Here is a 21,283-nt window from a genome sequence, read left to right as displayed (position 1 = left end):
TCCGACGATACGGAGAGTGTCTCCGTTTAGCAAGTCCCGATGTCGACCCGTCCCTGGAGGAGGTGCCGCTCGTGCGTGCCGATGCCGTCCGCAACCGCGCCAGGATCGTGGACGCCGCGCGCGAGCTCTTCCGTGAGAAGGGCTACGACGCGCCCCTCGACGACATCGCCAAGCGAGCCGGGGTCGGCCCCGGCACGCTCTACCGTCACTTCCCGACCCGGGACGACCTGGTCGACGCCGTCATGCAGGCCTGGGTCGACCGGGTCAACCGGTCGGTCGAGGACGTCCTCACCGGCGGAGGCGACGCGCGCGAGGTGCTGCTGCGCTGGCTGGAGACCTACGTCGGGCTGATCACCGTGCACAAGGGCGGGGCCGCCCGCATCACCGGCGCCCTCGACGACGCGGCCTCACCGATCCGGACCAAGTGCGAGGTGTTGCGCGGGGCCAACCAGCAGGTGATCGACAAGCTCGCCGGCGACCTGCGTCCCGACGTCGACTCGCTCCAGATGGCCCGGCTGGCCGGCGGCGTCGCGACCGTCGCCGACAACGGCGACCTGCCGGCCCCGGCGGTCCGCCCGATGCTGGCGGTCATCGCCGACGGGCTGCTGCGCTGAGCGGGCTTCTCACCTCCGGCGACGCCAGCGTGGTCGGGCCAGCGTGGCCAGCCGTCCCTGCCAGGCGTAGGCGTCGGGGAGCTGCCAGCCCCGCCAGCGCGCGGCGAGGGTGAGCCCCGCCCCCACCACGGTCGTCACGACGAGCCCGGCCGTGCCGTGCCCCGCCTGGTGGAGCAGGACCATCACGCCGCTGGCCAGGAGGGCCGAGGTCGCATAGAGCGTGTTGCCGCCGAAGATCGACGGCACCCGGTTGAGCAGCACCTCGCGCACGAGGCCGCCGCCCACCGCGGTGATCGTGCCGAGCAGGATCGCCGGCAGCCAGCCGAGGCCCAGCACCAGCGTCTTCTGGGCGCCGGCCGCCGCCCAGGCGCCCAGGGCCAGCGCGTCGACGTACGGGAAGACGCGGGCCCACAGCCGGCCCTCGACCGGCAGGAGGAACGCGATGGTGGCGCCGGCCAGCGCGGTCAGGACGTAGGCCTCGTCGATCAGGGCCACGGGTGTGCCGCGCTGCAGCAGCGTGTCGCGGATCAGGCCGCCGCCGAGTCCGGACACGATCGCGAGCACGGCGAAGCCGACCGGGTCGAGCCGCGCCGTGCGGGCGACGAGGCCGCCGAGCAGGGCGTTGGCGAGCACGCCGACCAGGTCGACGAACCGCAGGGCGTCGAGCACCGTGTCCTGGGGCAGGGGCACCACCTCAGGCTCCCGCGAGGTCGCGCCGCGCCTCGAGCGCGACTCGCTCGAAGACCGCGGGATCGGCGGCGTGCACGGACTCCGGCACCGGCAGGTGGACGACGACCTCCCGGAAGCCGAGCGCGAGGTGGCGTCCGGCGAAGTCGAGGAACGCGTCGTACGACGACAGCACGCCGGCGCCCTCGGGCGTGGAGCCGGTGAGCAGCACCGGGTGCAGCGTGGCGGGGTCCCGCCCCTGTGCCTCGCAGGCCCCCCTGACCCGGGCGAGCTGCCCGGCCAGGGCGCGGGTGGACTCCTCCGGCGTCGCGTCGGCCCCGAGCCGCGGGTCGCCGTAGGTCACCCAGGCCTGGCCGTGCCGCGCGGCCAGCGCGAGCCCCCGCGGACCGGTGGCCGCGACGGCGAGCGGCAGGCGCGGGCGCTGCACGCAGCCGGGGACGTTCTCGGCCTCGTGGGCGGAGTAGAACCGGCCCTCGTGGGTCACCACCGGCTCGGTGAGCAGACGGTCGAGGAGCGCGACGAACTCCTCGAAGCGCTCGCCCCGCTCGCGTGCGGACCAGGGCTCCTGGCCCAGCGCGGTCGCGTCGAAGCCGGTGCCGCCGGCCCCGACCCCGGCGGTGATCCTGCCACCGGAGAGGTCGTCGAGCCCGACGAGCTCCTTGGCCAGCGGGACGGGGTGGCGGAAGTTGGGCGAGATCACCAGCGTGCCGAGGCGGATCCTCGAGGTCACCGCGGCCGCGGCCGCCAGCGTGGTGACGGCGCCGAACCAGGGTCCGCCGCGGAAGGAGCGCCACGACAGGTGGTCGTAGGTGTAGGCCGTGTCGAAGCCGAGCTCCTCGACCAGGCGCCAGTCCTCGCGCGCCCCGTCGGCCCAGCGTCGGTGGGGGAGGACCACGGTGCTCAGGGACCACCCGGCCGACTCGCTCATGGACGCGAGGGTATGACGTCGGGCCGGCCCCGTGGCCGGCCCGTCGACTTGTGGCCGCCCGCGCTGCACCTAGGCTCGGGTCCGTGAGGACGCCTTGACCGAGCAGCCGACCCGCACCCCCGAGCTGGTGCTCCGCGAGCCGTCGGAGCAGGTCTCACCCCGGGCCGTGGGCTACTGGCGGCTCTCGGCGGTGCCGTCCGTGGTGCTGGCGCTGGTCGCCGGCGGCGCGGTGCTGACCCTCGGCGACGCCGCGTGGTGGGCGTGGGTGGTGGCGGTGGGGCTGCTCCTCGCCTCGCTCGCCGTCGTGCTGGTCATGCCGGGGCTGCGCTACCGCGTGCACCGCTGGGAGGTGACCCACGAGGCCGTCTACACGCGGTCGGGCTGGCTGCGTCGCGACGTGCGCATCGTCCCGCTCAGCCGGGTCCAGACGATCTCGACCTCGCAGACCGCGCTCATGCGTGCCTTCGGCCTCGCCTCGCTGCTGGTCACGACCGCCTCCTCGGCCGGGGCCGTGCGAGTCGAGGGCCTCGACGCCGGACTGGCCCGCGACGTGGTCGCCGACCTGACCCGGGACACCGCGGCCACGGGCGGCGACGCGACGTGAGCCGCCGGTGAGCACGCCCGACCTCGAGGAGTGGCGACGGCTGGACCCCCGCATCATGCTCATGGACCCGGTGCGGTCGGGCGGTCGGCTGGTCCTCCCCCTCGTCATCGCGGCCATCGGCATCGGCAGGGGCGACGGCCTGCCGGGGGTCCTGCTGGGCATCGTCGTGCTCGTCGTCGCGGCGGTGGCCGGTGTCGTGCCGTGGGCCACGACCCGCTGGCGCATCGGCGACGGGCGCCTGGTCTGGCGTCGCCGCTTCATCGGCCAGCGCCTGGTCACGGTCTCCCTCGACCGGGTCCGCAGCGTCGACCTCGAGGCCACGCTGTTCCACCGGGTCCTCGGCCTGGCCAAGGTCGACATCGGCACCGGCGTCGACGACGAGCGCATCACGCTCGACTCGCTCGCGGCGGCCGACGCACTGGCGCTGCGCACCTGGTTGCTCGAACGCTCCCGCACGGGCGCGCCGGCGGCCCCGCAGGTGCAGGCCGTGCCCGCGCCGGCACCGCAGCGCGAGCTGCTCGCCGAGCTCGACTGGTCGTGGGTGCGGTTCGCGCCGTTCAGCCTCGGCCGGCTCGCGGTCGTCGCCGCGGCCCTCGGCGTCCTGGCCCAACTGGGCGACGACATCGGCGTCGACCTCGAGGGCGTGGTCCAGGGGACCTACGACGAGGTGGTGCGGCTCGGCATCCTCCTCGTCGTGGTCCTGCTCGTCGTGGGGGGCACCGTCGGCTGGGTGCTCATCGCCTGCGCCGGCTACGTCCTGCAGTGGGGTGAGCTGGTGGTCGCCCGTGAGGGCGGTGCGGTGCACGTGAGCGCGGGCCTGCTCACCACGCGCTCCACGACCGTGGAGGAGGCGCGGGTGCGCGGGGTCGAGCTGGTCGAGCCCGTCCTCATGCGGCTCGTCCGCGGTGCCGAGCTCAACGCCCTGTCGACCGGTGTCGGCAAGGGCGGCACGACCAAGGTGCTGCCGCCCTGCCCGCTGGAGGTGGCCGAGCAGGTGGGTGACCGGCTGCTCGGCGTCGGCGGGGCGTTCGCCACCACATTGCTCCGGCACGGGCCCGCCGCCCGGCGCCGGCGTCACGTGCGGGGGCTGGTGCCGACGGTGCTCGCGGCGGTCGTGGTCGCCGTCCTGGCGGGGTCCGGCGTGCTCACCGGCTGGTGGCCGTGGCTCGTCGTGCTCGCGCTGCCGGCGCTGGGCGCCTGGCTCGCGGAGGCGTCGTACCGCCACCTGGGCCACCGCCTCACCCCGGGCCACCTGGTCGTCGGGGGAGGGCTGCTCGACCGTCGCCGCACGGTCCTCGAGCGGGACGGGATCATCGGATGGGTGCTCACCCAGACCGTGTTCCAGCGGCGTGTGGGCCTGGCGACGCTGGTCGCCACGACCGCGGCCGGCCGCGAGTCCGTGCGCGTCCTCGACCTGCCGCTGGCCGACGCGACCGCCCTCGCCCTGGACGCGACGCCGGAGATGGTCCTGCCGTTCGTGGCCTGAGCCGGGGCGGCTCCAGGACTCGACGGACCGTCGTCGCGGAACACGCTGAGCCCCACCCCTGCGGGCGAGCCACGGCAAAGACGTCCGGGTGGGCGGGCCCCCGAGGTGACCGGCGGCCGGTGACGCACGACAATGGGGCCATGCCGATCGCCCGACGCCCCTACGGCGGTGTGAGTGCAGTGGACCGGGTCGCGGCACGCCGGGCCCGGCTGATGGACGCGACCCTGGCGATCATCGGGGAGCACGGCGTCGCGGCCGTGACGGTCGACCTGATCTGCAGCGAGGCCCAGCTCGGCAAGCGCTACTTCTACGAGAGCTTCGCCGACCGGGACACGCTGCTGGTCGCCCTCGCCGACGACCTCTACACCGACATCCGGGTGGCCATGGAGGTCGCGATGCCGGACACCGGCGGCCGGCGGGCGAGGTCCGAGGCGGTCGTGCGCATGCTCCTGGAGGTGCTCGGCCGGGACTCCCGCCGGGCCAGGCTCTACGCCGAGAGTGCCGGCCACCCCGCCCTGGGGCCGCGGCGCGCCGAGGCGGTCGAGGAGTTCACCGGCTTCGTCTGCTCGGTCGTGCTCCCCCCGCCGCTGCTGCCGGGGGAGACCGAGACCACGAAGTACCTCGCCTGCCGCCTGCTCGTCTCCGGCACCACCGACATCGTGGTGGCGTGGCTGTCCGGGGAGATCCGGGCGACCCCGGAGGAGATCGTCCGCGCGATCGTCGACACGGGGGCGGGGGCCTGAGCCGGTGACCCGACTCGACGAGCCGCTCGTCCTGCCCAGCGGCCTGGCCCTGCCCCACCGCATCGTCAAGGCGGCGATGACCGAGAACCTCGCCGACGCCGACAACCAGCCCACCGAGCGGCTCGAGCGGCTCTACCGCCGCTGGGCCGAGGGGGGCTCCGGCCTGCTGGTCACCGGCAACCTCATGGTCGACCGTCGCTTCCTCGAGCGCAGCCGCAACGTGGTCGCCGACCGGCACCTCGACGTACGCCGGCTCGCGCGGGTGCGCGAGGCCGCGGCGGGCACGCCGATGGTCGCCCAGCTCAACCACCCCGGACGCCAGACCAACCGGTTCGTGGCGAGCACGCCGGTCGCGCCGAGCGCGGGCGGGGCGGTCCCGATGCTCGGCCTGTTCGGCAAGCCGCGTGAGCTGTCGGCCGACGAGGTCGAGGCCGTGGTCGCGGCGTTCGGCACCGCTGCGGCCCTGGTGGAGCAGGCCGGTCTCGACGGGGTCCAGGTCCACGCCGCCCACGGCTACCTGCTCGCGCAGTTCCTGTCCCCGCACGTCAACCGGCGCACCGACCGGTGGGGCGGCGACGTCGCCGGGCGTGCCCGCGCGCTCCTCGAGGCGGTGCGAGCGGCCAAGGCCGCGACCGGCGACGGCTTCTCGGTCTCGGTCAAGCTCAACGCCTCGGACTTCCGCCACGGCGGCTTCACCCAGGACGACGCGGAGCAGGTGGTCCGGCTGCTCGCCGAGGAGGGGATCGACTTCCTGGAGGTCTCCGGCGGCACCTACGAGAACCCCGCGCTGTTCGGCATCGACGTGCCCGAGGCCGAGGAGGAGGGGACGCCGGTCGGGGCCAAGGAGGCCTACTTCGCCGCCTTCGCGACGCGGGCCCGCGCCGCTGCGCCCGACTTGCCCGTGATGCTCACCGGAGGCATCCGCACACGGGCCGCGATGGAGGCGCTCCTGGGCTCCGGTGCGGTGGACCTCATCGGTCTGGGGCGCCCGATCGCGATCGACCCCGACCTGCCCCGGCGGCTGCTCGAGGGCGGCGAGGGGGAGCAGCTCCCGGCCTACCGCCTCCCGTCGTTGATGGGCTTGGCGGGCATCGCGGGGGAGTCGGAGTGGTACGAGACCCAGCTCGGCCGGCTGGGCGCCGGCCGTGACCCGCACCGGGGTCTGCACCCGGTCAGGGCCGCCACGGGGTTCGTGGCCGGCGAGGCCGTGCGGGGTCTGTCCGCGCGGCGGCGCCGAGCCCGCCTGGTCGCCACCGCCTGAGGGCGTTCACCCCTGGGCGAGGGCGTCCCAGAGCGCGTCGACGCGGTCGTGGTCGCCGAGGCCGCGGGTGACCCAGCCGACGGCGGTGCCGTCGTGCGCGACCCAGGCGCTGCAGCCGCCGGCGCCGCCCATGCCCACCGCCTCGCCGTCGACCTGGAACCCCAGGGTCCAGGCGACCTCGCGGTCGAGCACGAGGTCGTGGCCGCTGGCCTGGGCGGTGACGAAAGCCCGGTGGAGCTCGGGTCCGAGCAGCCGCGCGACCGGGCCGTCCTCGGGCAGCAGGCCGGCGTAGAACCTGGCCAGCCCGCGGGCGCTCGCGTGCAGGGCCACCGCGGGGAACGAGCTCGTGCGGAAGCGCTCGCTGTTCATGGTGCCGGGCTCCAGCAGCCCCGGCGGCCGCGTCAGGGCCGGTCCCCAGCGCGGGTCCTCGGTGTAGGTCTGCGGCCAGCCCGCCAGCGGCACCACGTCCGCGACACGGCTCAGGTCGGCCGGGCCGACCCGCAGGTGGAGGTCCCAGTCGTGCGCAGCGGCCAGGGTGGCGAAGCGGTCGGCCAGGTCCTCACCGGTCGCGCGGCGCACGAGCTCGTCGCAGAGGTGGCCGTAGGTCAGCGCGTGCTCGGCGACACCCGCCCCCGGCGCGTGCCAGGGCTCGGCCCCGGCGAGGAGCGCGACCAGGCCCTCGCGGTCGTCGTGCTCGAGGTGGGCGGCTGCCTCGGGGAAGACCGGCACCCCCGCGGCGTGGCTGAGCACGTGGCGGACGGTGGTGGCCTCCTTCCCCCGCGCGGCGTACGCCGGCCAGAGGTCGGCCACCGGCTGGTCGAGCCCCAGGGCCCCCTCGGCCACGACGCCCAGGACCGTGAGGGCGGCGAACGGCTTGGCCACCGACCAGGTCATCACCAGCGTGCCGGAGGCCCATGGGTGCGTGCCGTCGACGGTGCCGGCGAGGACCTCGACGAGCTCTCCGTCGCGGGCCACGGCGACGGCGCCGCCGGGCTCGCGGCCCTCGGCGACCCACCCGCTCAGCAGGTCGCGCAGGCGGGTCTCGAGCCGGTCCATGGGCCGATGCTGCCACGGCACGATCGGCGCGAACCGTGCCGCTCTCGCGCGAGGCGTCGGCCGGACAGTAGGTTGCCGGGCATGAGCGAGCAGGGGATCCCCACCCAAGGCGGGGCCGCGCCGCCGGACGACCCGCACGCGCGCATCGACGAGCTGCTCGACCAGCTCGTCGCCACGGCCTCGCCCCAGGTCGCCGCGACGGCGCAGGAGCTGGTGCGGGCCGTCCTCGCCCTGCACCGGGAGGGCCTCGGGCGCCTGGTCGCCGGGGTCGATCGGAGCGTGCTGGTCGAGCTCGCGGACGACCCGTCGGTGGACGGCCTGCTCGTGCTGCACGACCTGCACCCGCTCGACCTCCCGACCCGCGCCGCGCACGCCGTACGACGGCTGCACGAGACGGCGCCCGCACTCGCCCTGGAGCTGGTCGGGGTCGAGGCGTCGGGCACCGTGCACGTCCGCCTGTCCGTCGCCGCAGGCTCGGCCGGCGTGGTCCCCGAGGTCGAGGAACGGCTCCTGGCTGCCCTGCCCGACGCCGCCTCCGTCATGGTCGAGGTGGTCGCCCCGCCGACCCTGCTCGAGCTCTCGCCCACCCGCCGCGACGGCGTGCCTCAGTCCAGGGGGTAGGTGACGAGGTAGGCGTGGCCGAGGGGTGAGTCCCAGCGGTAGGCGGCGGGTGGTCCGCCGCGGTCGGCGGCGCTGATCAGGTCGGCCCACTCGGTGACCAGGGACAGCTTGCGGGCCTCGGCGGCCTCGATCGTGCGCTGCTCGGCACGGACCCCGGACAGCAGCACCTCACGGCGCCACCCACGGCCCTGGGAGGTCAGGTCCTCAGGGGCGGGGGCGGTGAACCCGGCGGTCGCTGTCATGACCTCATCCCACCACCGAGCTCCGACACTTTCTCTCCGGTGCACAGGCGACTCCTGGCCTCGCCATCGGTGGCGGGAAATGACCGTGGGAGGCGAGAGGGCGGGGGATAGTGGGCCGGTGAGCTCGCACCCCTCCTTCCCCCGGGTGGCGGCCGTCCTGGTGGCGGCGCTGATCACCCTGACCGCGCTGGTCGCGTTCGTGCACGAGACCGCCGGGTCCGACGACCCCGGCGGGACGCTCGCGCTCAGCCAGGCGACGGCCCGGCTGACGAGGGTGCCGCCGGTGGGGCACGTGTTCGTGGTGAACATCGAGAACAAGGGCTTCGCCCGCACGTGGGGCGCGGAGTCGCGCGCGCCGTACCTCGCCACGACCCTTCGGAGCAAGGGCGTGCTCCTGACGAGCTACTACGCAACCGCGCACAACTCGCAGGGCAACTACGTCGCGCAGGTCAGCGGGCAGGGCGTCAACGCGGACATGCAGCGCGACTGCCACGTCTTCGCCGACTTCCTGCGCACCGCCACGCAGAGTCCCGGACAGGCGGTCGGCAACAGAGGGTGCGTCTTCCCGGCCGGGGTCCGCACGGTGGCCGGCCAGCTGAGTGCGCACGGCCTGTCGTGGAAGGGCTACATGGAGGGCATGGGCACGCCGTGCCAGCACCCCAGGGTCGGTACGACGGACCCGTGGCAGCGGGCGACCGCGACGCGCGCCTATGCGACCAAGCACAACCCGTTCGTCTACTTCCACGACATCATCGACCGGCCGCGCTACTGCGCCCGCCACGTGCGGCCCTTGAAGGACCTGACCGTCGACCTGCAGAGCGTGAGCACCACGCCCCACCTGAGCTACGTCACGCCCGACCTGTGCCACGACGGGCACGACTCGCCCTGCGCCGACGGCGAGCCCGGCGGCCTGGCCAGCGTCAACCGCTGGATGCGCACGTGGGTCCCGCGGATCCTGGCCTCGCCGGCGTTCCGCCAGGACGGGCTCCTGCTGATCACCGCCGACGAGTCCGACGGGCCCAGGAAGGACTCCCGCGCGTGCTGCGGCGACGCGGGCACCGCCAACAGCGCCCAGCCGGGCATCGCCGGACCGGGCGGCGGCCGGATCGGGCTGCTCGCGATCTCGCGGTGGACCAGGCCGGGCACGTCGTCGTCCTACGGCTACAACCACTACGCGCTGCTCGGGTCGGTCGAGGAGATCTTCGGGTTGGGCAAGATCGGCTACGCAGCGACCCCTGGGCGACGTACCTTCGGGCTGGACGTCTACAACAGCGACTGGCAGGGGTGAGCCATGGGGCGACACACGTGGGGCCGCGTCCCGGCGGCGCTGCTGGCGGGCCTGGTGCTCGCGCTGCTCGCCCCTCCGACCACGGCCGACGCGGCGTCCGACCACGTGCGGGTCCGCAACGGGACCCACAGCTGGAAGACCTACGACCGGATGGTGCCGGTGCGGACCGGACCCGACCGGGACGTCGCGATCGACATCGACACGCGCCTCTACGTGCCCGACAACGCCACGCGGCGCACGCCCCAGCCGGCGATCCTCATGACCCACGGCTTCGGCCTGGACAAGACCTCCAACGAGGTGGCGACGACCGCGCGCTTCTTCGCCGCGCACGGCTACGTCGTGCTGACCTACACCTCGTCCGGCTTCGGTGCCAGCGGCGGGTGCATCACGCTCCAGTCGGCCGACTGGGACGTCAAGGCCGCACGGCAGCTGATCACCAAGGTCCTCGGCACCAAGCGCTACGTGCGTCACGACCGGCGGGGCGTCGTCGTCGGCACGATCGGCGGGTCGTACGGCGGCGGCATCCAGCTCCCGCTCGCTGCCGCCGACCGGCGGGTGCGCACGAGCATCGTCGGCCGGACCTGGAACAACCTGCGCTACTCCCTCGACCCCAACAACCGCGTGGTCCCGGGCGACCGCACCGGCTTCACGCACACGCTCAACCTGCAGGGCGTCTTCAAGCAGGAGTGGACCTCGCTGTTCTTCGCCTCGGGCAACTCCGAGCCGGCCAACGGGCACGGCGGCTGCGCTGCGGCCAAGCAGGCCTCCGGCGACCCGGCCGAGATCGGCGCCACGGGCTGCCCCGGCTTCTACCTCGCGGTGTGCGAGCTCTACTCCCGGCTCACCGCGACCGGTGACTCCGACGCCGCCGGTCGACGGCTGGTCGCGCGCGCCTCGGCCTCCTCCTTCCTCTCGAAGGTCGAGGTCCCCGTCCTGCTCGTGCAGGGGCAGAGCGACACCCTGTTCAACCTCAACGACGCCGCCTCGACCTACCGCGCGCTCGCGCGCCGCGGGGTGCCCGTCGGGATGATCTGGAACTCCGGTGGCCACGGCGGCTACTCCTCCGAGCCCGGCGAGTGCGAGGCCTACGACGGCACGCTGCGCCGCGTGCGCAAGCTCGACCGCTGCTACCTCCCGCTGCGCTCCCTGGGCTGGATGGACCACTGGCTGCGCCACACCCGAGCAGGGCGTGGGCCCGCGTTCACCTACTACCGCTCGTGGGTGAGGTACGACGGCCGCGGTCCCGACGACGAGCAGTACGGCGCGGCCGCGAGCTTCCCGATCCGCCACCGGGCCACGATGTTCACGCTCTCGTCCACCGACCGGCTGGTGCGGGCCGACCCGGTCGCGGGGTCGGCGACCTTCCTCAACCCGCCCGGCGGCCAGCCGGCGGCCTACTCCGAGACCTCGAACTTCTCCGGACCCGACGCGTCACCGCAGGTGACGACCCCGCCGACCGAGCAGCAGGGGCAGTTCGCCGCGTTCACCTCGGGTCGGTTCGGCCAGGCCGTCCACGCCGTCGGTGTCCCGTCGGCCCGCCTGCGGATCACCAACAGCAACGGGCAGGACATGGTCTTCTTCGCCAAGGTGTACGACGTCGCGCCCGGCGGCGGGGCGACCCTCATCCACCGGCTGGTCGCGCCCGTGCGGGTCCCGGCGAGTGCGGTGGGGGACCCGGTCCGGATCAAGCTGCTCGGCTTCGCCCACCGCTTCGGCAAGGGCCACCGGGTCCGGCTGGTGCTGTGCTCGACCGACGCCACGTCGTACAACGCCAAGGTGGCCGACGTGCTCACCGTCCGGACCGGGCCGGGGTCGACGTTCACGCTCCCCGCCCGGGTGGGCTGAGTGCGCGGACGGTTCCTCGACTCGCTGACCCTCGGCCCGCGGCGGCGGCGCCGCGCGATGATGCGGCAGCTGCGTGAGCTGGACCGGCTCGACGCCCAGGCCGCCTGGACGGGCCCACCGCCGTCTCGGCGCCGTGCGGGCGGTCGCCTGGGCACGGCGGTCATCCTGCTCGTGGTGGTCGCGCTGGGGCTCTGGTCGTTCCTCGTGCGGGTGATGGGCTACGACGTGAGCGTGCTGGGCGACGCGTTCCGCCCGGGCGGCAACGACGAGAAGTCGGCGGGGAGCTATGAGTTCATGGCGACCCAGCCGGTCAACCCGCGCCTGCCGGTGACCTACTCGCCCTGCAAGGAGATCGTGGTCGTCGAGAACGACACGATCGCGCCGAAGGGCACCGACGGGATCGTCGAGGAGTCGCTCGCCGAGGTGGGGCGCCTGACCGGGCTCCGGCTGCGGCTGGCGGGCACCACGGGGGAGCAGCCCGTCCCTGACCAGGCCCGCGGCGAGCGCCAGCCGGTCCTGGTCGCCTGGACGACCCCCGACCGGATCCCCGAGCTCGAGGGCGACGTGGCCGGCCTGGGGGGCAGCACGGCCGTGGGTGGGTCGTTCCGCTCGCGCTACGTCAGCGGGCAGGTGGCGCTGGACGCCCCGCAGCTGGGGGAGATCCTCGACCGCGACGGCCGGGCCGCGGTGAAGGCGGTCGTGCTGCACGAGCTCGGCCACCTGGTCGGCCTGGGGCACACCGACGACGTCACGCAGCTCATGCACGGGGAGAACGTCGGCCGCACCGACTTCGGCATCGGTGACCGCACGGGGCTCCGGGCAGTGGGGCAGGGTCGCTGCTGAGCAAGATGCAAAGGATGTTTGCAAAGAGCCTTTGCATGGGACTACGGTGGTCGCATGACCGAGCGTCCGACCATCCGTGTCCAGGACCCCGAGGCCCTCGCGGCCCTCGCCCACCCGCTGCGCGGCCGGCTCCTGAGCCTCCTGCGGGCCGACGGCCCGGCCACCGCCAGCGGGCTGGCCGAGCGGGTGGGGGAGTCCAGCGGCGTCACCAGCTACCACCTGCGCAAGCTGGCCGAGGTCGGCTTCGTCGAGGAGGAGACCGACCGCGGCACCAAGCGGGAGCGCTGGTGGCGGGCCGCCCACACCGCGACCTCGTGGTCGCCCTCGGACTTCCTCGGCGACCCCGAGGCGCACAAGGCGTCGGTGAGCGTGCGACGCGAGTGGTACCGCTGGCAGCAGCGCCTGCTCGACCAGTGGATGGCCGAGGAGCGCGACTGGGAGCCGGAGTGGGTCGACGTCGCCGCCTCGAGCGACGACATGGTCGTGCTCACCCCGGCAGAGGCCGAGGCGCTGGGCACCGAGCTGTGGGACACCGTCCAGCGCTTCCGTGAGCGGTCCGTCGCCGCGGGCCGTCAGGCCGGGGTCGACGGCGCCGAGCGCGTCGTCGTCCTGTTCCACACCGTCCCGATCCGGGGGGAGTGGCCGCTGTGAGCGCGGTGGACGCAGCGCACGTGATGTCCGAGCGCACCGTCCTGCGCCGCTTCCTGTTCCTGGCCGCCCTGCGATGGCTGTCGGTCGGGTTCCTCATCCCGGTCTTCGTCCTGCTGCCCCTCGACCGCGGCCTGACGCTGGCCCAGATCGGTGTCGCCGCCTCGATGCAGGGCTGGGTGGTCTTCGCCCTCGAGCTGCCCACCGGGGGCTTCGCCGACAGCATCGGCCGGCGTCCGGTGCAGGCGGCCGCGGTGCTCTTCGCCATGGCCTCGATCGGGCTGCTCGTCGTCGCCCACTCGTTCGTCGCCTTCGCCGCGGTGTTCGCCCTCCTGGGTGTCTACCGCGCGCTCGACAGCGGCCCGCTCGACGCGTGGTACGTCGACGCGGCGCAGGCGGCGGACCCGGCCGCGCGCATCGACCGTGGCATGAGCCTCTACGGCACGGTCGTGTCGCTGGCGATCGCCACCGGGTCGGTCGTGGCCGGTGGCCTCATCGCCTGGGACCCGACCTCACGGGTCGACGCGCTGACCCTGCCGGTCGTGGCGTCCCTGGTGGTCCACGTCCTGAGCCTCGTCGCGGTGCTCGCGCTGATGTCCGAGCCGCCGCGGCACGACGCCGAGGGGCTCCGCGCCTCCATCCGCGCGGTGCCCCGCACGGTCGTGTCCGGCGCCCGCCTGCTGCGGGGGTCGCGTGCCCTGGTCGCCCTGGTCCTGCTCGAGCTGCTGTGGGGGCTGGGCGTCGGCACCTACGAGTCGCTGCTGCCCGTGCGGCTGGCCGAGGTGACCAGCGGGCCCCAGGCCGCGGCCGCCATCACCGGCCCGGCGGCGACCGCTGCCTGGGTCGCCGCCGCGGCAGGGTCCGCGGCGATGCCGTGGCTCGGCCGGCGCCTGGGCATCGGCACCGCGGGGGTCGTCTCGCGGGTCCTGCTCGGCCTGACGGTCGTGATGATGGGTGTGCTGGGTGGCCTGGCCGGCGTGCTCGCGGTCTACCTCGCCTGCTACTCCTTCCACGGCATCGGCGGCGCGGCGCACAGCACGCTGCTGCACCGCAACGCCACGAGCGACGTGCGAGCCACTGTCGTCTCGCTCAACTCGCTGTTCTCCCAGCCGGCCGGCGCGCTCGGCCTGATCTGCCTCACGGCGCTGGCCGGCGGTGTCTCGGTCAGTGCCGCGATGTGGGTCGGCGGTGCGGTGCTCGCGCTCGGCGCCCCGCTCTACTGGGTCGCGGCGCGCGAGGCGCCCGCCACGGATCCTCAGCCGAGCCGTGAGTCCGCGGCGACCGCCTGACGCACCCGGTCGTAGGTCGTGCGGTCGGCGGCGGCGACGATGAGCGAGGTGTGCGTCCACGCGGTGTAGGCGTTGCCCTCGAGGTCGCCCACGACGCCGCCGGCCTCGGTGACCAGCAGCCCGGTCGGGGCGTGGTCCCACGGCTTGGGGTGGCCGTAGAGCAGGTAGTCGGTGTCGCCCTCGATCAGGTGGGGGTAGTCGACCCCGCAGCACCACCACGTGTTGCGCAGCTGCGGGAGGTCGCCCAGCCGGCCGGTGCGCCACCGCCGCCGCGAGGTCGCGCCGACCGGGTCGCCGACCACCGGCGGCCGGGTCAGGCGCTCGCCGTTGCGCCACGTGCCGCCGCCGCGCTCCGCGACGTACGCCGTCTCGTGCTGGGGCTGCCACACCCACGCCCGCGTGGTCTCGCCGCCGACCACCTCGGCGCACATGACGGCGTGGTCGGGGGAGCCGTGGACGAAGTTGCGGGTGCCGTCGACCGGGTCGACGGTGAAGGCGTGCTCGGCGTCGACGAAGCGCTGGATCAGGTGCGGGTCGGTGGCGTAGGCCTCCTCGCCCAGCACCACCGCGTCGGGGTAGGCCTCCAGGAGCGCGGCGGTGAGGAGCTCCTCGGACTCGTGGTCGGCGGCGGTGACCAGGTCGCCGGGCTGCTTCTCGGCGATCTCGGCCTCGTCCAGGGAGCGGAACCGCGGGTTGACCACCTCGGCCGCCACGTCCTGCAGCAGCCGCAGCACCTCGTCGGTCTCCATGGCCCCAGGCTAGCCACGCTCCGGTCCGGACCGTCCGGGCGTCCCGGTGGACCTGGCAGGGTGGGTGGGTGAGCACCCACCCGTTCGCCCTCCTCGACCTCGACGACCTCGTCAGCGACGACGACCTGGCCATGCGTGCCAGCGTCCGCGCCGTCCTCGAGCGCGAGGTCCGCCCCCACCTCGCCCGGTGGTACGACGAGGGGTCGCTCCCGGCGCGCGACCTCGCCCGGGTCTTCGGGGACCTCGGGCTGCTCGGGATGCACCTGGAGGGCTACGGCTGCGCGGGGACGACCGCGACGGCGTACGGCCTGGCCTGCCTCGAGCTCGAGGCCGCCGACTCCGGCATCCGCTCGCTGGTCTCGGTGCAGGGCTCGCTGGCGATGTTCGCGATCCACCGCTGGGGCAGCGAGGAGCAGCGTGAGCAGTGGCTGCCGCGGATGGCGACCGGCGAGGTGATCGGGTGCTTCGGGCTGACCGAGCCCGACGCCGGCTCCGACCCGGGGGCGATGCGCACCCGCGCCCGCCGCGACGGCGACGACTGGGTCCTCGACGGCACCAAGATGTGGATCACCAACTCGCCCATCGCCGACGTGGCGGTCGTGTGGGCACGGACGGGGGAGTCCTCGCGCGACATCCGCGGCTTCGTCGTCCCGACCGACACCCCCGGGGTGAGCACGCCGGAGATCACGCGCAAGCTCTCGCTGCGGGCGTCGGTCACCGGCGAGGTCGTCCTCGAGGGCGTCCGGCTGCCGGCCGACGCGATGCTGCCCGAGGCCGCGGGGCTGGCCGGCCCGCTGTCGTGCCTGAGCGAGGCGCGGTTCGGCATCGTCTTCGGCCCGCTCGGCTCGGCGCGCGACTGCCTCGAGACCACGCTGGACTACGTCGCCGAGCGGCAGGTGTTCGGCCGCCCGCTCTCGGGTTTCCAGCTCACCCAGGCCAAGCTCGCCGACATGGCCCTCGAGCTGGACAAGGCGATGCTGCTCGCGCTGCACCTGGGCCGGCTCAAGGACGCCGGGACGATCCGCCCCGAGCAGGTCTCGATGGGCAAGCTCAACAGCGTGCGCGAGGCCCTCGCGATCGCACGGGAGTGCCGCACGCTGCTGGGGGCCAACGGGATCACGCTGGAGTACCCCGTCCTGCGGCACGCCAACAACCTCGAGTCGGTGCTGACCTACGAAGGCACCTCGGAGGTGCACCAGCTGGTGGTGGGTCAGGCGCTGACGGGGATCTCCGCGTTCCGCTGACCGGCCTTCCGGGCGGCCACCCGGAGCAGCGCGGCGCTCACCAGCGCCGCACCCACGAGGCCCAGCGGCGCACCCGGGACGCGGCCGCCCGCGGGAGCGGCCGGGGTGCTCGCCGCGGAGCGCGCGGCCGTCGTACCGGGCAGGGCGACGCGGGAGACGTCGAGGCCGCGCACCAGGTCGATGGAGTAGACGTAGCTGGTCTTCCGCCCGGTCTGCCGACCGTCCTTGTAGACCGGCGCCCACATCGCGTCCCAGACCTCCGAGCCTCCCCACACCGAGTGGCCGTAGGGCTTGATGTCGCGGGGGTTGCGCACGTCGAGGACCTGCGTGCCGCCGCCGTAGAAGCCGGCCGCGACCAGGCCGCCGGGGCGGAAGTCGAACCAGTGCGACGAGCAGAATCCACCCACGGGCAGGGGGTAGCTGCCCAGGTCGGACAGCTCGACCTTGTCGAGCGGGCGGATCGCGCCTGGGGTGCCGTCGAGACGCTTGACCCACCAGGTCTGGAACGACCCGGCCTTGCTGCAGTCGACCTGCTCGTAGTCCTCCTCGGTCACCAGCAGCACGTTGCCGTGGGCGAAGGAGGGGGTGGCGTCGGGCCTGAACGCCGTGGCGTTGGGACGGAAGGAGTTGTGCAGGATGAAGTCGTTCCAGCCGGGGTAGCGCGGGTCGTTGCCCTTGCCGGCCGCGCCGGTCGTGGTCACCAGGCGGGGGCGAGCCGGCTTGCGGACATCCCAGATCGAGGCGCCGTCGAAGCCGGTGTGGGTGCCGTAGCCGGCGTTGTCGAAGTTCCACTTGTGGCCGGCGGTGGGCGAGCTGAAGGCCTGGAGGCCGGCCTTGCCGGGCTTGCCGTCGACCTCGCGCGGCTTGTCGAGGTGGCGCAGGTCGAAGACGCTGAACGTGCCCGAACCCGAGTCGCCGGCGCTGTAGGCGTAGCTGCAGTCGCGGTCGGCACAGGCCACCGTGTGCGTGCTGGTCAGGCCGGGGGTGCGCGAGCGGATCGTCGGGTCCGAGGGCCTGGTCACGTCGACCACGATCAGCTCGTTGCCGCCGACGTTGACGTGCTGGGGGTCGTCGGGGGAGGCCTGGACCGAGTCCACCCCGATCAGCGCGAACCGCTGGGTGCCCGTCGACGTGCGTCGCTCCCCGCAGTTCATCGCCTCGTTCTCGAAGAGCGCGTCGGGCAGCGTGCCGACCAGTCGGGGCGCGGCGGGCTTGCTGACGTTCCAGACCTGCAGGCTGTCGGCGCCGCTGGTGACCAGGATCGGAGCGGTCCGCAGGAAGCACCCCGAGATCCCGGCCTGGCCGGGGAAGCTCCCCACGGACGTCACGTTGCCGCTCTGCAGCGGCGCGGCCGTGCCGGAGGCGGCGAGGCTCTGCTCGTGCAGCCGCAGGCTGTCGGTGTCGGCCTGCGCGGGTCCGCCGACGGTGCCGACGAGCGCGGCCGCCGCGACCGCGGCGGTGGGGACCAGCGCCAGGACGGCGCGCTTCTGCGTGGGGCTCATACCTGACCCAACGACAGGTCTGGGGCGAGGTCACGCCCCGGCGGGCAGCGCCACCGGGTCGGTTGTGTCGTCGGCTGCGGCGCAGTCCTCGACGGCGGCGCGCAGGTCGCGCAGCGCCTGCTTGGCCTCGTCCCACGCGGTCTTGGCGGCGCGACGGTCGGCCTGCACGTCGCGGACCGCCTCCGCCGAGGGGGCGAGCGCGACGGACGCAGGTCAGATGTCACCCAGGCGGCCGAACCGCCGCACCTGCAGCACCGGCTCACCCACCTCGGCGGTGGCGTCGAGGTCGACCTCGGCCTCGACCACCCAGTCGTGGTGGCCCTCGGGGTCGTCGAGCGTCTGGCGCACCCGCCAGACCCGTCCCTCGACCTCGACCGCCAGCAGGTCCGGCCCGCGGGAGTCCGGCCCGGTGCCGACCCGGTCGTGCTCGTCGTAGTACTCCCCGATGGCGGCGTCCCAGTCGGCCGCCGTCCACACGGGCGCTCGCGGCGGGTCCGTGCGCTCGGCGTCGGCGGCGTCGAGCGCGGCGAGGCCGTCGACGTCGTCGCGGGCGACGAGCTCGACGCGGCGGAACATCGCGTTGCGGACCATCACCCGCAGCACCCGCTCCTGCTGGGCGAGCGAGACCGGGGGCGGCGGGGCCTCGTGGCGCTCGACGACGTGGGCGGGGTCGGACAGCGCCTCCCACTCGTCGACCAGCGAGGAGTCGGTGTGGCGCACGGTCGCGCCGAGCCACTCGACCAGGTCGTCCAGTTCCTCGCTGCGGTGGGCCTCGGGGACCGTGCGGCGCAACGTGCGGTAGGCGTCGCTGAGGTAGCGCAGGACGAGCCCCTCGGACCGGCTCAGGCCGTAGCGGGAGACCAGGTCGGTGAACGTCATGCCGTGGGTGTACATCTCGCGGACCACGGACTTCGGGGCCAGTGCGTCCTCGGGCAGCCACGGGTGGCGCTGCCGGTAGGTCTCGTACGCCGGCACCAGCAGCTCGGCGAGCGGCTGCGGCCAGGTGACCTCCTCGAGCCGCTCCATGCGCTCCTCGTAGTCGACCCCGTCGGCCTTCATCTGCTGGACGGCCTCCCCGCGCGCGGCGAACTGCTGGGCCATCAGCACCTGTCGGGGCTGCTCGAGGACGGCCTCGACGACCGACACGACGTCGAGCGCGTGGTCGGGGCTGTCGGGGTCGAGGAGGTCGAGGGCGGCGAGCGCGAAGTGGGCGAGCGGCTGGTTGAGCGCGAAGTCGACCGGCAGGTCGACGGTGAGCACGTAGGTCCGCCCGAAGCGGTCCGGCTCGTCGAGCCGGGTCACGACCCCGGAGTGCACGAGGGACCGGGTCAGCCGCAGCGCGCGCCGCGCCAGGCGCAGCTGCCGGCGCCGGTCCTCGTGGTTCTCGGTCAGCAACCGCCGCACCACCGGGAAGGCGTCCTCCTCGCGGGCGAGGACGTTGACCAGCATCGCGTTGGTCACCCGCATCCGTGAGGGCAGCGGCTCGGGGTCCCCGTTGACCAGCTTGTCGAAGGTCTGCTCGGTCCACACCACGGTGCCCTCGGGCGGCTTCTTGCGCTGCACCTTGCGCCGCTTCTTGGGGTCGTCACCGGCCTTGGTCAGTGCGCGCTCGTTGTCGATGACGTGCTCGGGGGCCTGCACGACGACGTACCCGACGGTGTCGAAGCCGGCCCGCCCCGCGCGCCCGGCGATCTGGTGGAACTCGCGCGTGCGCAGCACCCGCTGCCGGGTGCCGTCGAACTTCACCAGGCCGGTCATCAGCACCGTGCGGATCGGCACGTTGATGCCGACCCCGAGGGTGTCGGTGCCGCAGATGACCGTGAGCAGGCCGCGCTGCGCGAACTGCTCGACCAGCCGGCGGTAGCGCGGCAGCATCCCGGCGTGGTGCACCCCCACGCCGGCGCGCAGCAGCGCCGAGAGGGTGCGCCCGAAGCCCGCCCCGAACCGCACCCCGGCCAGCGCCTCGGCGATCTGCTCCTTGCGCTCCTTGGTCAGCTTGAACGACCCCCGCAGGGACTGCGCGTGCTCCACAGCGGCCGCCTGGGTGAAGTGCACGACGTACGCCGGCACCTGCTGGGTGCTCACCAGCTCCTCGACGGTCTCGGTGAGGGGGGTCAGGGCCCACGAGAAGACCAGCGGGACGGGACGCTCGGCGTCGTCGACGACCACCGTCTCCCGACCCGTACGACGGGTGAGGTCGTCGGCGATCCGGTCCATCGGGCCGAGGGTCGCCGACATCAGCAGGAACTGGGCCTGCGGGAGCTCGAGGAGCGGCACCTGCCACGCCCACCCGCGGTCGGGCTCGGCGTAGAAGTGGAACTCGTCCATCACCACCAGGCCCACGTCGCCCCGGCTGCCCTCGCGCAGGGCGAGGTTGGCCAGCACCTCGGCGGTGCAGCAGATGACCGGGGCGTCGGGGTTGACCGACGCGTCGCCGGTGAGCATGCCGACGTTGTCGGCGCCGAGCACGTCGCACAGGTCGAAGAACTTCTCGCTGACCAGCGCCTTGATCGGCGCGGTGTAGAAGCTGACCCGGTCGGTCGCGAGGGCGGTGAAGTGCGCCCCGAGCGCGACCAGCGACTTGCCCGACCCGGTCGGCGTCGCCAGGACGACGTTGCTGCCCTCGAGCAGCGCGACGAGGGCCTCGTCCTGGTGGGGGTAGAAGGACGTGCCGCGCTCGTCCGCCCAGGCCGAGAACGCGTCGTACACCTCGTCGGGGTCCGACGTGTCCGGAACGACCAGCCTCATGCGGCGATCATGCCGGTCGGGACGGCACGCGGCTCAGGCGGGCGCCCAGCAGAAGCCGTAGTGCTGGCCGGCGGCCCACTGCTGCGCGGTCGGCCACTCCCAGCCGTAGTCGTAGGTGAGGGCGTTGCCGGAGGCGGAGCGGGCCTTGGCCGAGCAGGCGTCGTCGCCCTTGTCCCGCACCGCGGCCGGGCCGGGGTAGGCCTTGCCGCCGGGCAGGTCGATCGTCGCGATCGCCCGCCAGGAGTGCGTGAGCGAGCAGATGACGCGCTGGAACCTCTTGTCGCCCGGCCTGGCCGTGCCGCACAGCGCGTAGCGCCTCGCGCCGGCACCTTCGAGCGACCCGCGCAGCTGGTGCGGGGCAGGCAGCGGCAGCAGGTGGTCGCCGCGGTCGAAGCCGACCACGTCGCAGCGGAACCACCGCGCGCCCGCCGCCACCTGCTCGGGGCTCGGGACGAACCAGACCGCGGTGAGCCGGCTCAGCCGCAGCGAGTCGGCCCCCAGCCACGCGGCGGCCCTGGGCTCGCACGTCCGTCGCATCAGGTCCTGCGCGGCGCGGGACCCGGGTGCGACCTCGCGGCCCTTCACCTCGAGCGAGCCGACGGCGACCGTGATCGTCGTGGGCCGGTGGAGGCAGTCGGTGGAGGTGTCGTCGGCGGAGGTCGCGGTGACCTGCGACAGCGTCATCGAGTGGCAGTCGCCCGGCTGCGGGCGCGCCGCCTCGATCGAGTCGAGGCTGGAGGAGGAGGCCTTGCTCGGGGGCTGCACGGCGGGCTCGCCGCTCCCGCCGTCGCTCCCGCCGCTGCAGGCGGCCAGCCCGGCGGCCAGGAGCAGGACCACCGAGGTGGTCGTGCCCAGCCGGGACCAGGTTCGTCGTCGCGGGGTCAT

General features: G+C 74.2%; 21 protein-coding genes. 12 read left to right on the top strand and 9 right to left on the bottom strand.

The window, feature by feature from the left end; all coding sequences use genetic code 11:
- The first annotated feature begins 71 nt into the window (after positions 1–71).
- Positions 72–614, top strand: coding sequence for a TetR/AcrR family transcriptional regulator (locus J2S63_RS02300; protein WP_310298087.1), 543 nt, complete (start codon positions 72–74; stop codon positions 612–614).
- A gap of 9 nt (positions 615–623) precedes the next feature.
- Here J2S63_RS02300 and J2S63_RS02295 read toward each other — a convergent pair whose 3' ends face one another.
- Both J2S63_RS02295 and J2S63_RS02290 read right to left on the bottom strand, forming a co-directional pair.
- Entirely contained in the window at positions 624–1,304 is a 681-nt protein-coding gene (locus tag J2S63_RS02295; RefSeq protein WP_310298084.1) for a trimeric intracellular cation channel family protein, read from the bottom strand.
- Positions 1,305–1,308: 4 nt separating this feature from the next.
- Entirely contained in the window at positions 1,309–2,229 is a 921-nt protein-coding gene (locus tag J2S63_RS02290; RefSeq protein WP_310298082.1) for an LLM class flavin-dependent oxidoreductase, read from the bottom strand.
- A 94-nt stretch (positions 2,230–2,323) separates the two neighbouring features.
- On the opposite strand from J2S63_RS02290, the gene J2S63_RS02285 reads away from it, so the two are divergent.
- The 4 genes from J2S63_RS02285 (at position 2,324) to J2S63_RS02270 (ending at position 6,323) form a co-directional block, all read left to right on the top strand.
- Positions 2,324–2,833: a PH domain-containing protein gene (locus tag J2S63_RS02285; protein ID WP_310298080.1), complete on the top strand. Its 510-nt coding sequence runs from the start codon at positions 2,324–2,326 to the stop codon at positions 2,831–2,833.
- A 7-nt stretch (positions 2,834–2,840) separates the two neighbouring features.
- A complete protein-coding gene (locus J2S63_RS02280; RefSeq protein ID WP_310298078.1) occupies positions 2,841–4,319 on the top strand; it encodes a PH domain-containing protein in 1,479 nt (492 codons plus the stop codon).
- A gap of 140 nt (positions 4,320–4,459) precedes the next feature.
- On the top strand, positions 4,460–5,062 hold the full coding sequence (locus J2S63_RS02275; protein WP_310298076.1) for a TetR/AcrR family transcriptional regulator: 603 nt from the start codon (positions 4,460–4,462) through the stop codon (positions 5,060–5,062).
- A gap of 4 nt (positions 5,063–5,066) precedes the next feature.
- Positions 5,067–6,323, top strand: a complete 1,257-nt coding sequence (locus tag J2S63_RS02270; RefSeq protein ID WP_310298074.1) for an oxidoreductase — start codon at positions 5,067–5,069, stop codon at positions 6,321–6,323.
- Between the two features lie 6 nt (positions 6,324–6,329).
- On the opposite strand, the gene J2S63_RS02265 is transcribed toward J2S63_RS02270, so the two are convergent.
- Positions 6,330–7,379 (bottom strand): serine hydrolase domain-containing protein, encoded by a 1,050-nt coding sequence (locus J2S63_RS02265; protein WP_310298072.1) that lies wholly within the window; start codon positions 7,377–7,379, stop codon positions 6,330–6,332.
- Positions 7,380–7,460: 81 nt separating this feature from the next.
- Here J2S63_RS02265 and J2S63_RS02260 point away from each other — a divergent pair, with 81 nt between their 5' ends.
- Positions 7,461–8,000 (top strand): NifU-related iron-sulfur-binding protein, encoded by a 540-nt coding sequence (locus J2S63_RS02260; protein WP_310298070.1) that lies wholly within the window; start codon positions 7,461–7,463, stop codon positions 7,998–8,000.
- Here the strand turns inward: J2S63_RS02260 and J2S63_RS02255 are convergent.
- Complete coding sequence (locus J2S63_RS02255; protein ID WP_310298069.1) at positions 7,985–8,242, bottom strand: hypothetical protein; 258 nt, start codon at positions 8,240–8,242, stop codon at positions 7,985–7,987. The genes J2S63_RS02260 and J2S63_RS02255 overlap by 16 nt on opposite strands.
- Positions 8,243–8,360: 118 nt before the next feature.
- Between J2S63_RS02255 and J2S63_RS02250 the strand changes: the two genes are divergently transcribed.
- From J2S63_RS02250 to J2S63_RS02230, 5 genes are read left to right on the top strand one after another with little or no spacing between them, the layout of a single operon-like run.
- On the top strand, positions 8,361–9,530 hold the full coding sequence (locus J2S63_RS02250) for an alkaline phosphatase family protein (RefSeq protein WP_310298066.1): 1,170 nt from the start codon (positions 8,361–8,363) through the stop codon (positions 9,528–9,530).
- Positions 9,531–9,533: 3 nt separating this feature from the next.
- Positions 9,534–11,375: a CocE/NonD family hydrolase gene (locus J2S63_RS02245; protein ID WP_310298064.1), complete on the top strand. Its 1,842-nt coding sequence runs from the start codon at positions 9,534–9,536 to the stop codon at positions 11,373–11,375.
- Positions 11,376–12,218, top strand: coding sequence for a zinc metalloprotease (locus J2S63_RS02240; RefSeq protein WP_310298062.1), 843 nt, complete (start codon positions 11,376–11,378; stop codon positions 12,216–12,218). It abuts the gene before it with no gap.
- A gap of 54 nt (positions 12,219–12,272) precedes the next feature.
- Positions 12,273–12,869 carry a helix-turn-helix domain-containing protein gene (locus J2S63_RS02235; protein WP_310298060.1) on the top strand — a complete coding sequence of 199 codons (597 nt, stop codon included), beginning with the start codon at positions 12,273–12,275 and terminating at the stop codon, positions 12,867–12,869.
- Positions 12,866–14,155: an MFS transporter gene (locus tag J2S63_RS02230; RefSeq protein ID WP_310298058.1), complete on the top strand. Its 1,290-nt coding sequence runs from the start codon at positions 12,866–12,868 to the stop codon at positions 14,153–14,155. The genes J2S63_RS02235 and J2S63_RS02230 overlap by 4 nt, the downstream gene beginning before the upstream one ends.
- Here the strand turns inward: J2S63_RS02230 and J2S63_RS02225 are convergent.
- Positions 14,122–14,904, bottom strand: coding sequence for an inositol monophosphatase family protein (locus J2S63_RS02225; protein ID WP_310298056.1), 783 nt, complete (start codon positions 14,902–14,904; stop codon positions 14,122–14,124). The genes J2S63_RS02230 and J2S63_RS02225 overlap by 34 nt on opposite strands.
- Before the next feature lie 68 nt (positions 14,905–14,972).
- On the opposite strand from J2S63_RS02225, the gene J2S63_RS02220 reads away from it, so the two are divergent.
- Positions 14,973–16,148, top strand: coding sequence for an acyl-CoA dehydrogenase family protein (locus J2S63_RS02220; RefSeq protein ID WP_310298054.1), 1,176 nt, complete (start codon positions 14,973–14,975; stop codon positions 16,146–16,148).
- On the opposite strand, the gene J2S63_RS02215 is transcribed toward J2S63_RS02220, so the two are convergent.
- The 4 genes from J2S63_RS02215 to J2S63_RS02200 are packed head-to-tail and all read right to left on the bottom strand — an operon-like array spanning position 16,115 to position 21,283.
- A complete protein-coding gene (locus J2S63_RS02215; protein WP_310298052.1) occupies positions 16,115–17,650 on the bottom strand; it encodes an LVIVD repeat-containing protein in 1,536 nt (511 codons plus the stop codon). The two genes, J2S63_RS02220 and J2S63_RS02215, sit on opposite strands and share 34 nt — an antisense overlap.
- Before the next feature lie 30 nt (positions 17,651–17,680).
- Positions 17,681–17,818, bottom strand: coding sequence for a hypothetical protein (locus J2S63_RS02210; RefSeq protein ID WP_310298050.1), 138 nt, complete (start codon positions 17,816–17,818; stop codon positions 17,681–17,683).
- Between the two features lie 45 nt (positions 17,819–17,863).
- Complete coding sequence (locus J2S63_RS02205; RefSeq protein WP_310298048.1) at positions 17,864–20,398, bottom strand: DEAD/DEAH box helicase; 2,535 nt, start codon at positions 20,396–20,398, stop codon at positions 17,864–17,866.
- 33 nt (positions 20,399–20,431) lie between these two features.
- Positions 20,432–21,283, bottom strand: coding sequence for a septum formation family protein (locus J2S63_RS02200; RefSeq protein ID WP_310298046.1), 852 nt, complete (start codon positions 21,281–21,283; stop codon positions 20,432–20,434).

Source organism: Nocardioides marmoribigeumensis (assembly GCF_031458325.1).
GTDB lineage: Bacteria > Actinomycetota > Actinomycetes > Propionibacteriales > Nocardioidaceae > Marmoricola_A > Marmoricola_A marmoribigeumensis.
Note: the sequence above shows the minus strand (reverse complement) of the source record. Positions and strands in the feature narration are given on the sequence as shown.

Excerpts from the sequence above, each read along its gene's own strand:
- J2S63_RS02290 (WP_310298082.1), bottom strand. The coding sequence starts at position 2,229 with ATGAGCGAGTCGGCCGGGTGGTCCCTGAGCACCGTGGTCCTCCCCCAC.
- J2S63_RS02275 (WP_310298076.1), top strand. The coding sequence starts at position 4,460 with ATGCCGATCGCCCGACGCCCCTACGGCGGTGTGAGTGCAGTGGACCGG.
- J2S63_RS02265 (WP_310298072.1), bottom strand. The coding sequence starts at position 7,379 with ATGGACCGGCTCGAGACCCGCCTGCGCGACCTGCTGAGCGGGTGGGTC.
- J2S63_RS02260 (WP_310298070.1), top strand. The coding sequence starts at position 7,461 with ATGAGCGAGCAGGGGATCCCCACCCAAGGCGGGGCCGCGCCGCCGGAC.
- J2S63_RS02255 (WP_310298069.1), bottom strand. The coding sequence starts at position 8,242 with ATGACAGCGACCGCCGGGTTCACCGCCCCCGCCCCTGAGGACCTGACC.
- J2S63_RS02245 (WP_310298064.1), top strand. The coding sequence starts at position 9,534 with ATGGGGCGACACACGTGGGGCCGCGTCCCGGCGGCGCTGCTGGCGGGC.
- J2S63_RS02235 (WP_310298060.1), top strand. The coding sequence starts at position 12,273 with ATGACCGAGCGTCCGACCATCCGTGTCCAGGACCCCGAGGCCCTCGCG.
- J2S63_RS02225 (WP_310298056.1), bottom strand. The coding sequence starts at position 14,904 with ATGGAGACCGACGAGGTGCTGCGGCTGCTGCAGGACGTGGCGGCCGAG.
- J2S63_RS02215 (WP_310298052.1), bottom strand. The coding sequence starts at position 17,650 with ATGAGCCCCACGCAGAAGCGCGCCGTCCTGGCGCTGGTCCCCACCGCC.
- J2S63_RS02205 (WP_310298048.1), bottom strand. The coding sequence starts at position 20,398 with ATGAGGCTGGTCGTTCCGGACACGTCGGACCCCGACGAGGTGTACGAC.
- J2S63_RS02200 (WP_310298046.1), bottom strand. The coding sequence starts at position 21,283 with ATGACCCCGCGACGACGAACCTGGTCCCGGCTGGGCACGACCACCTCG.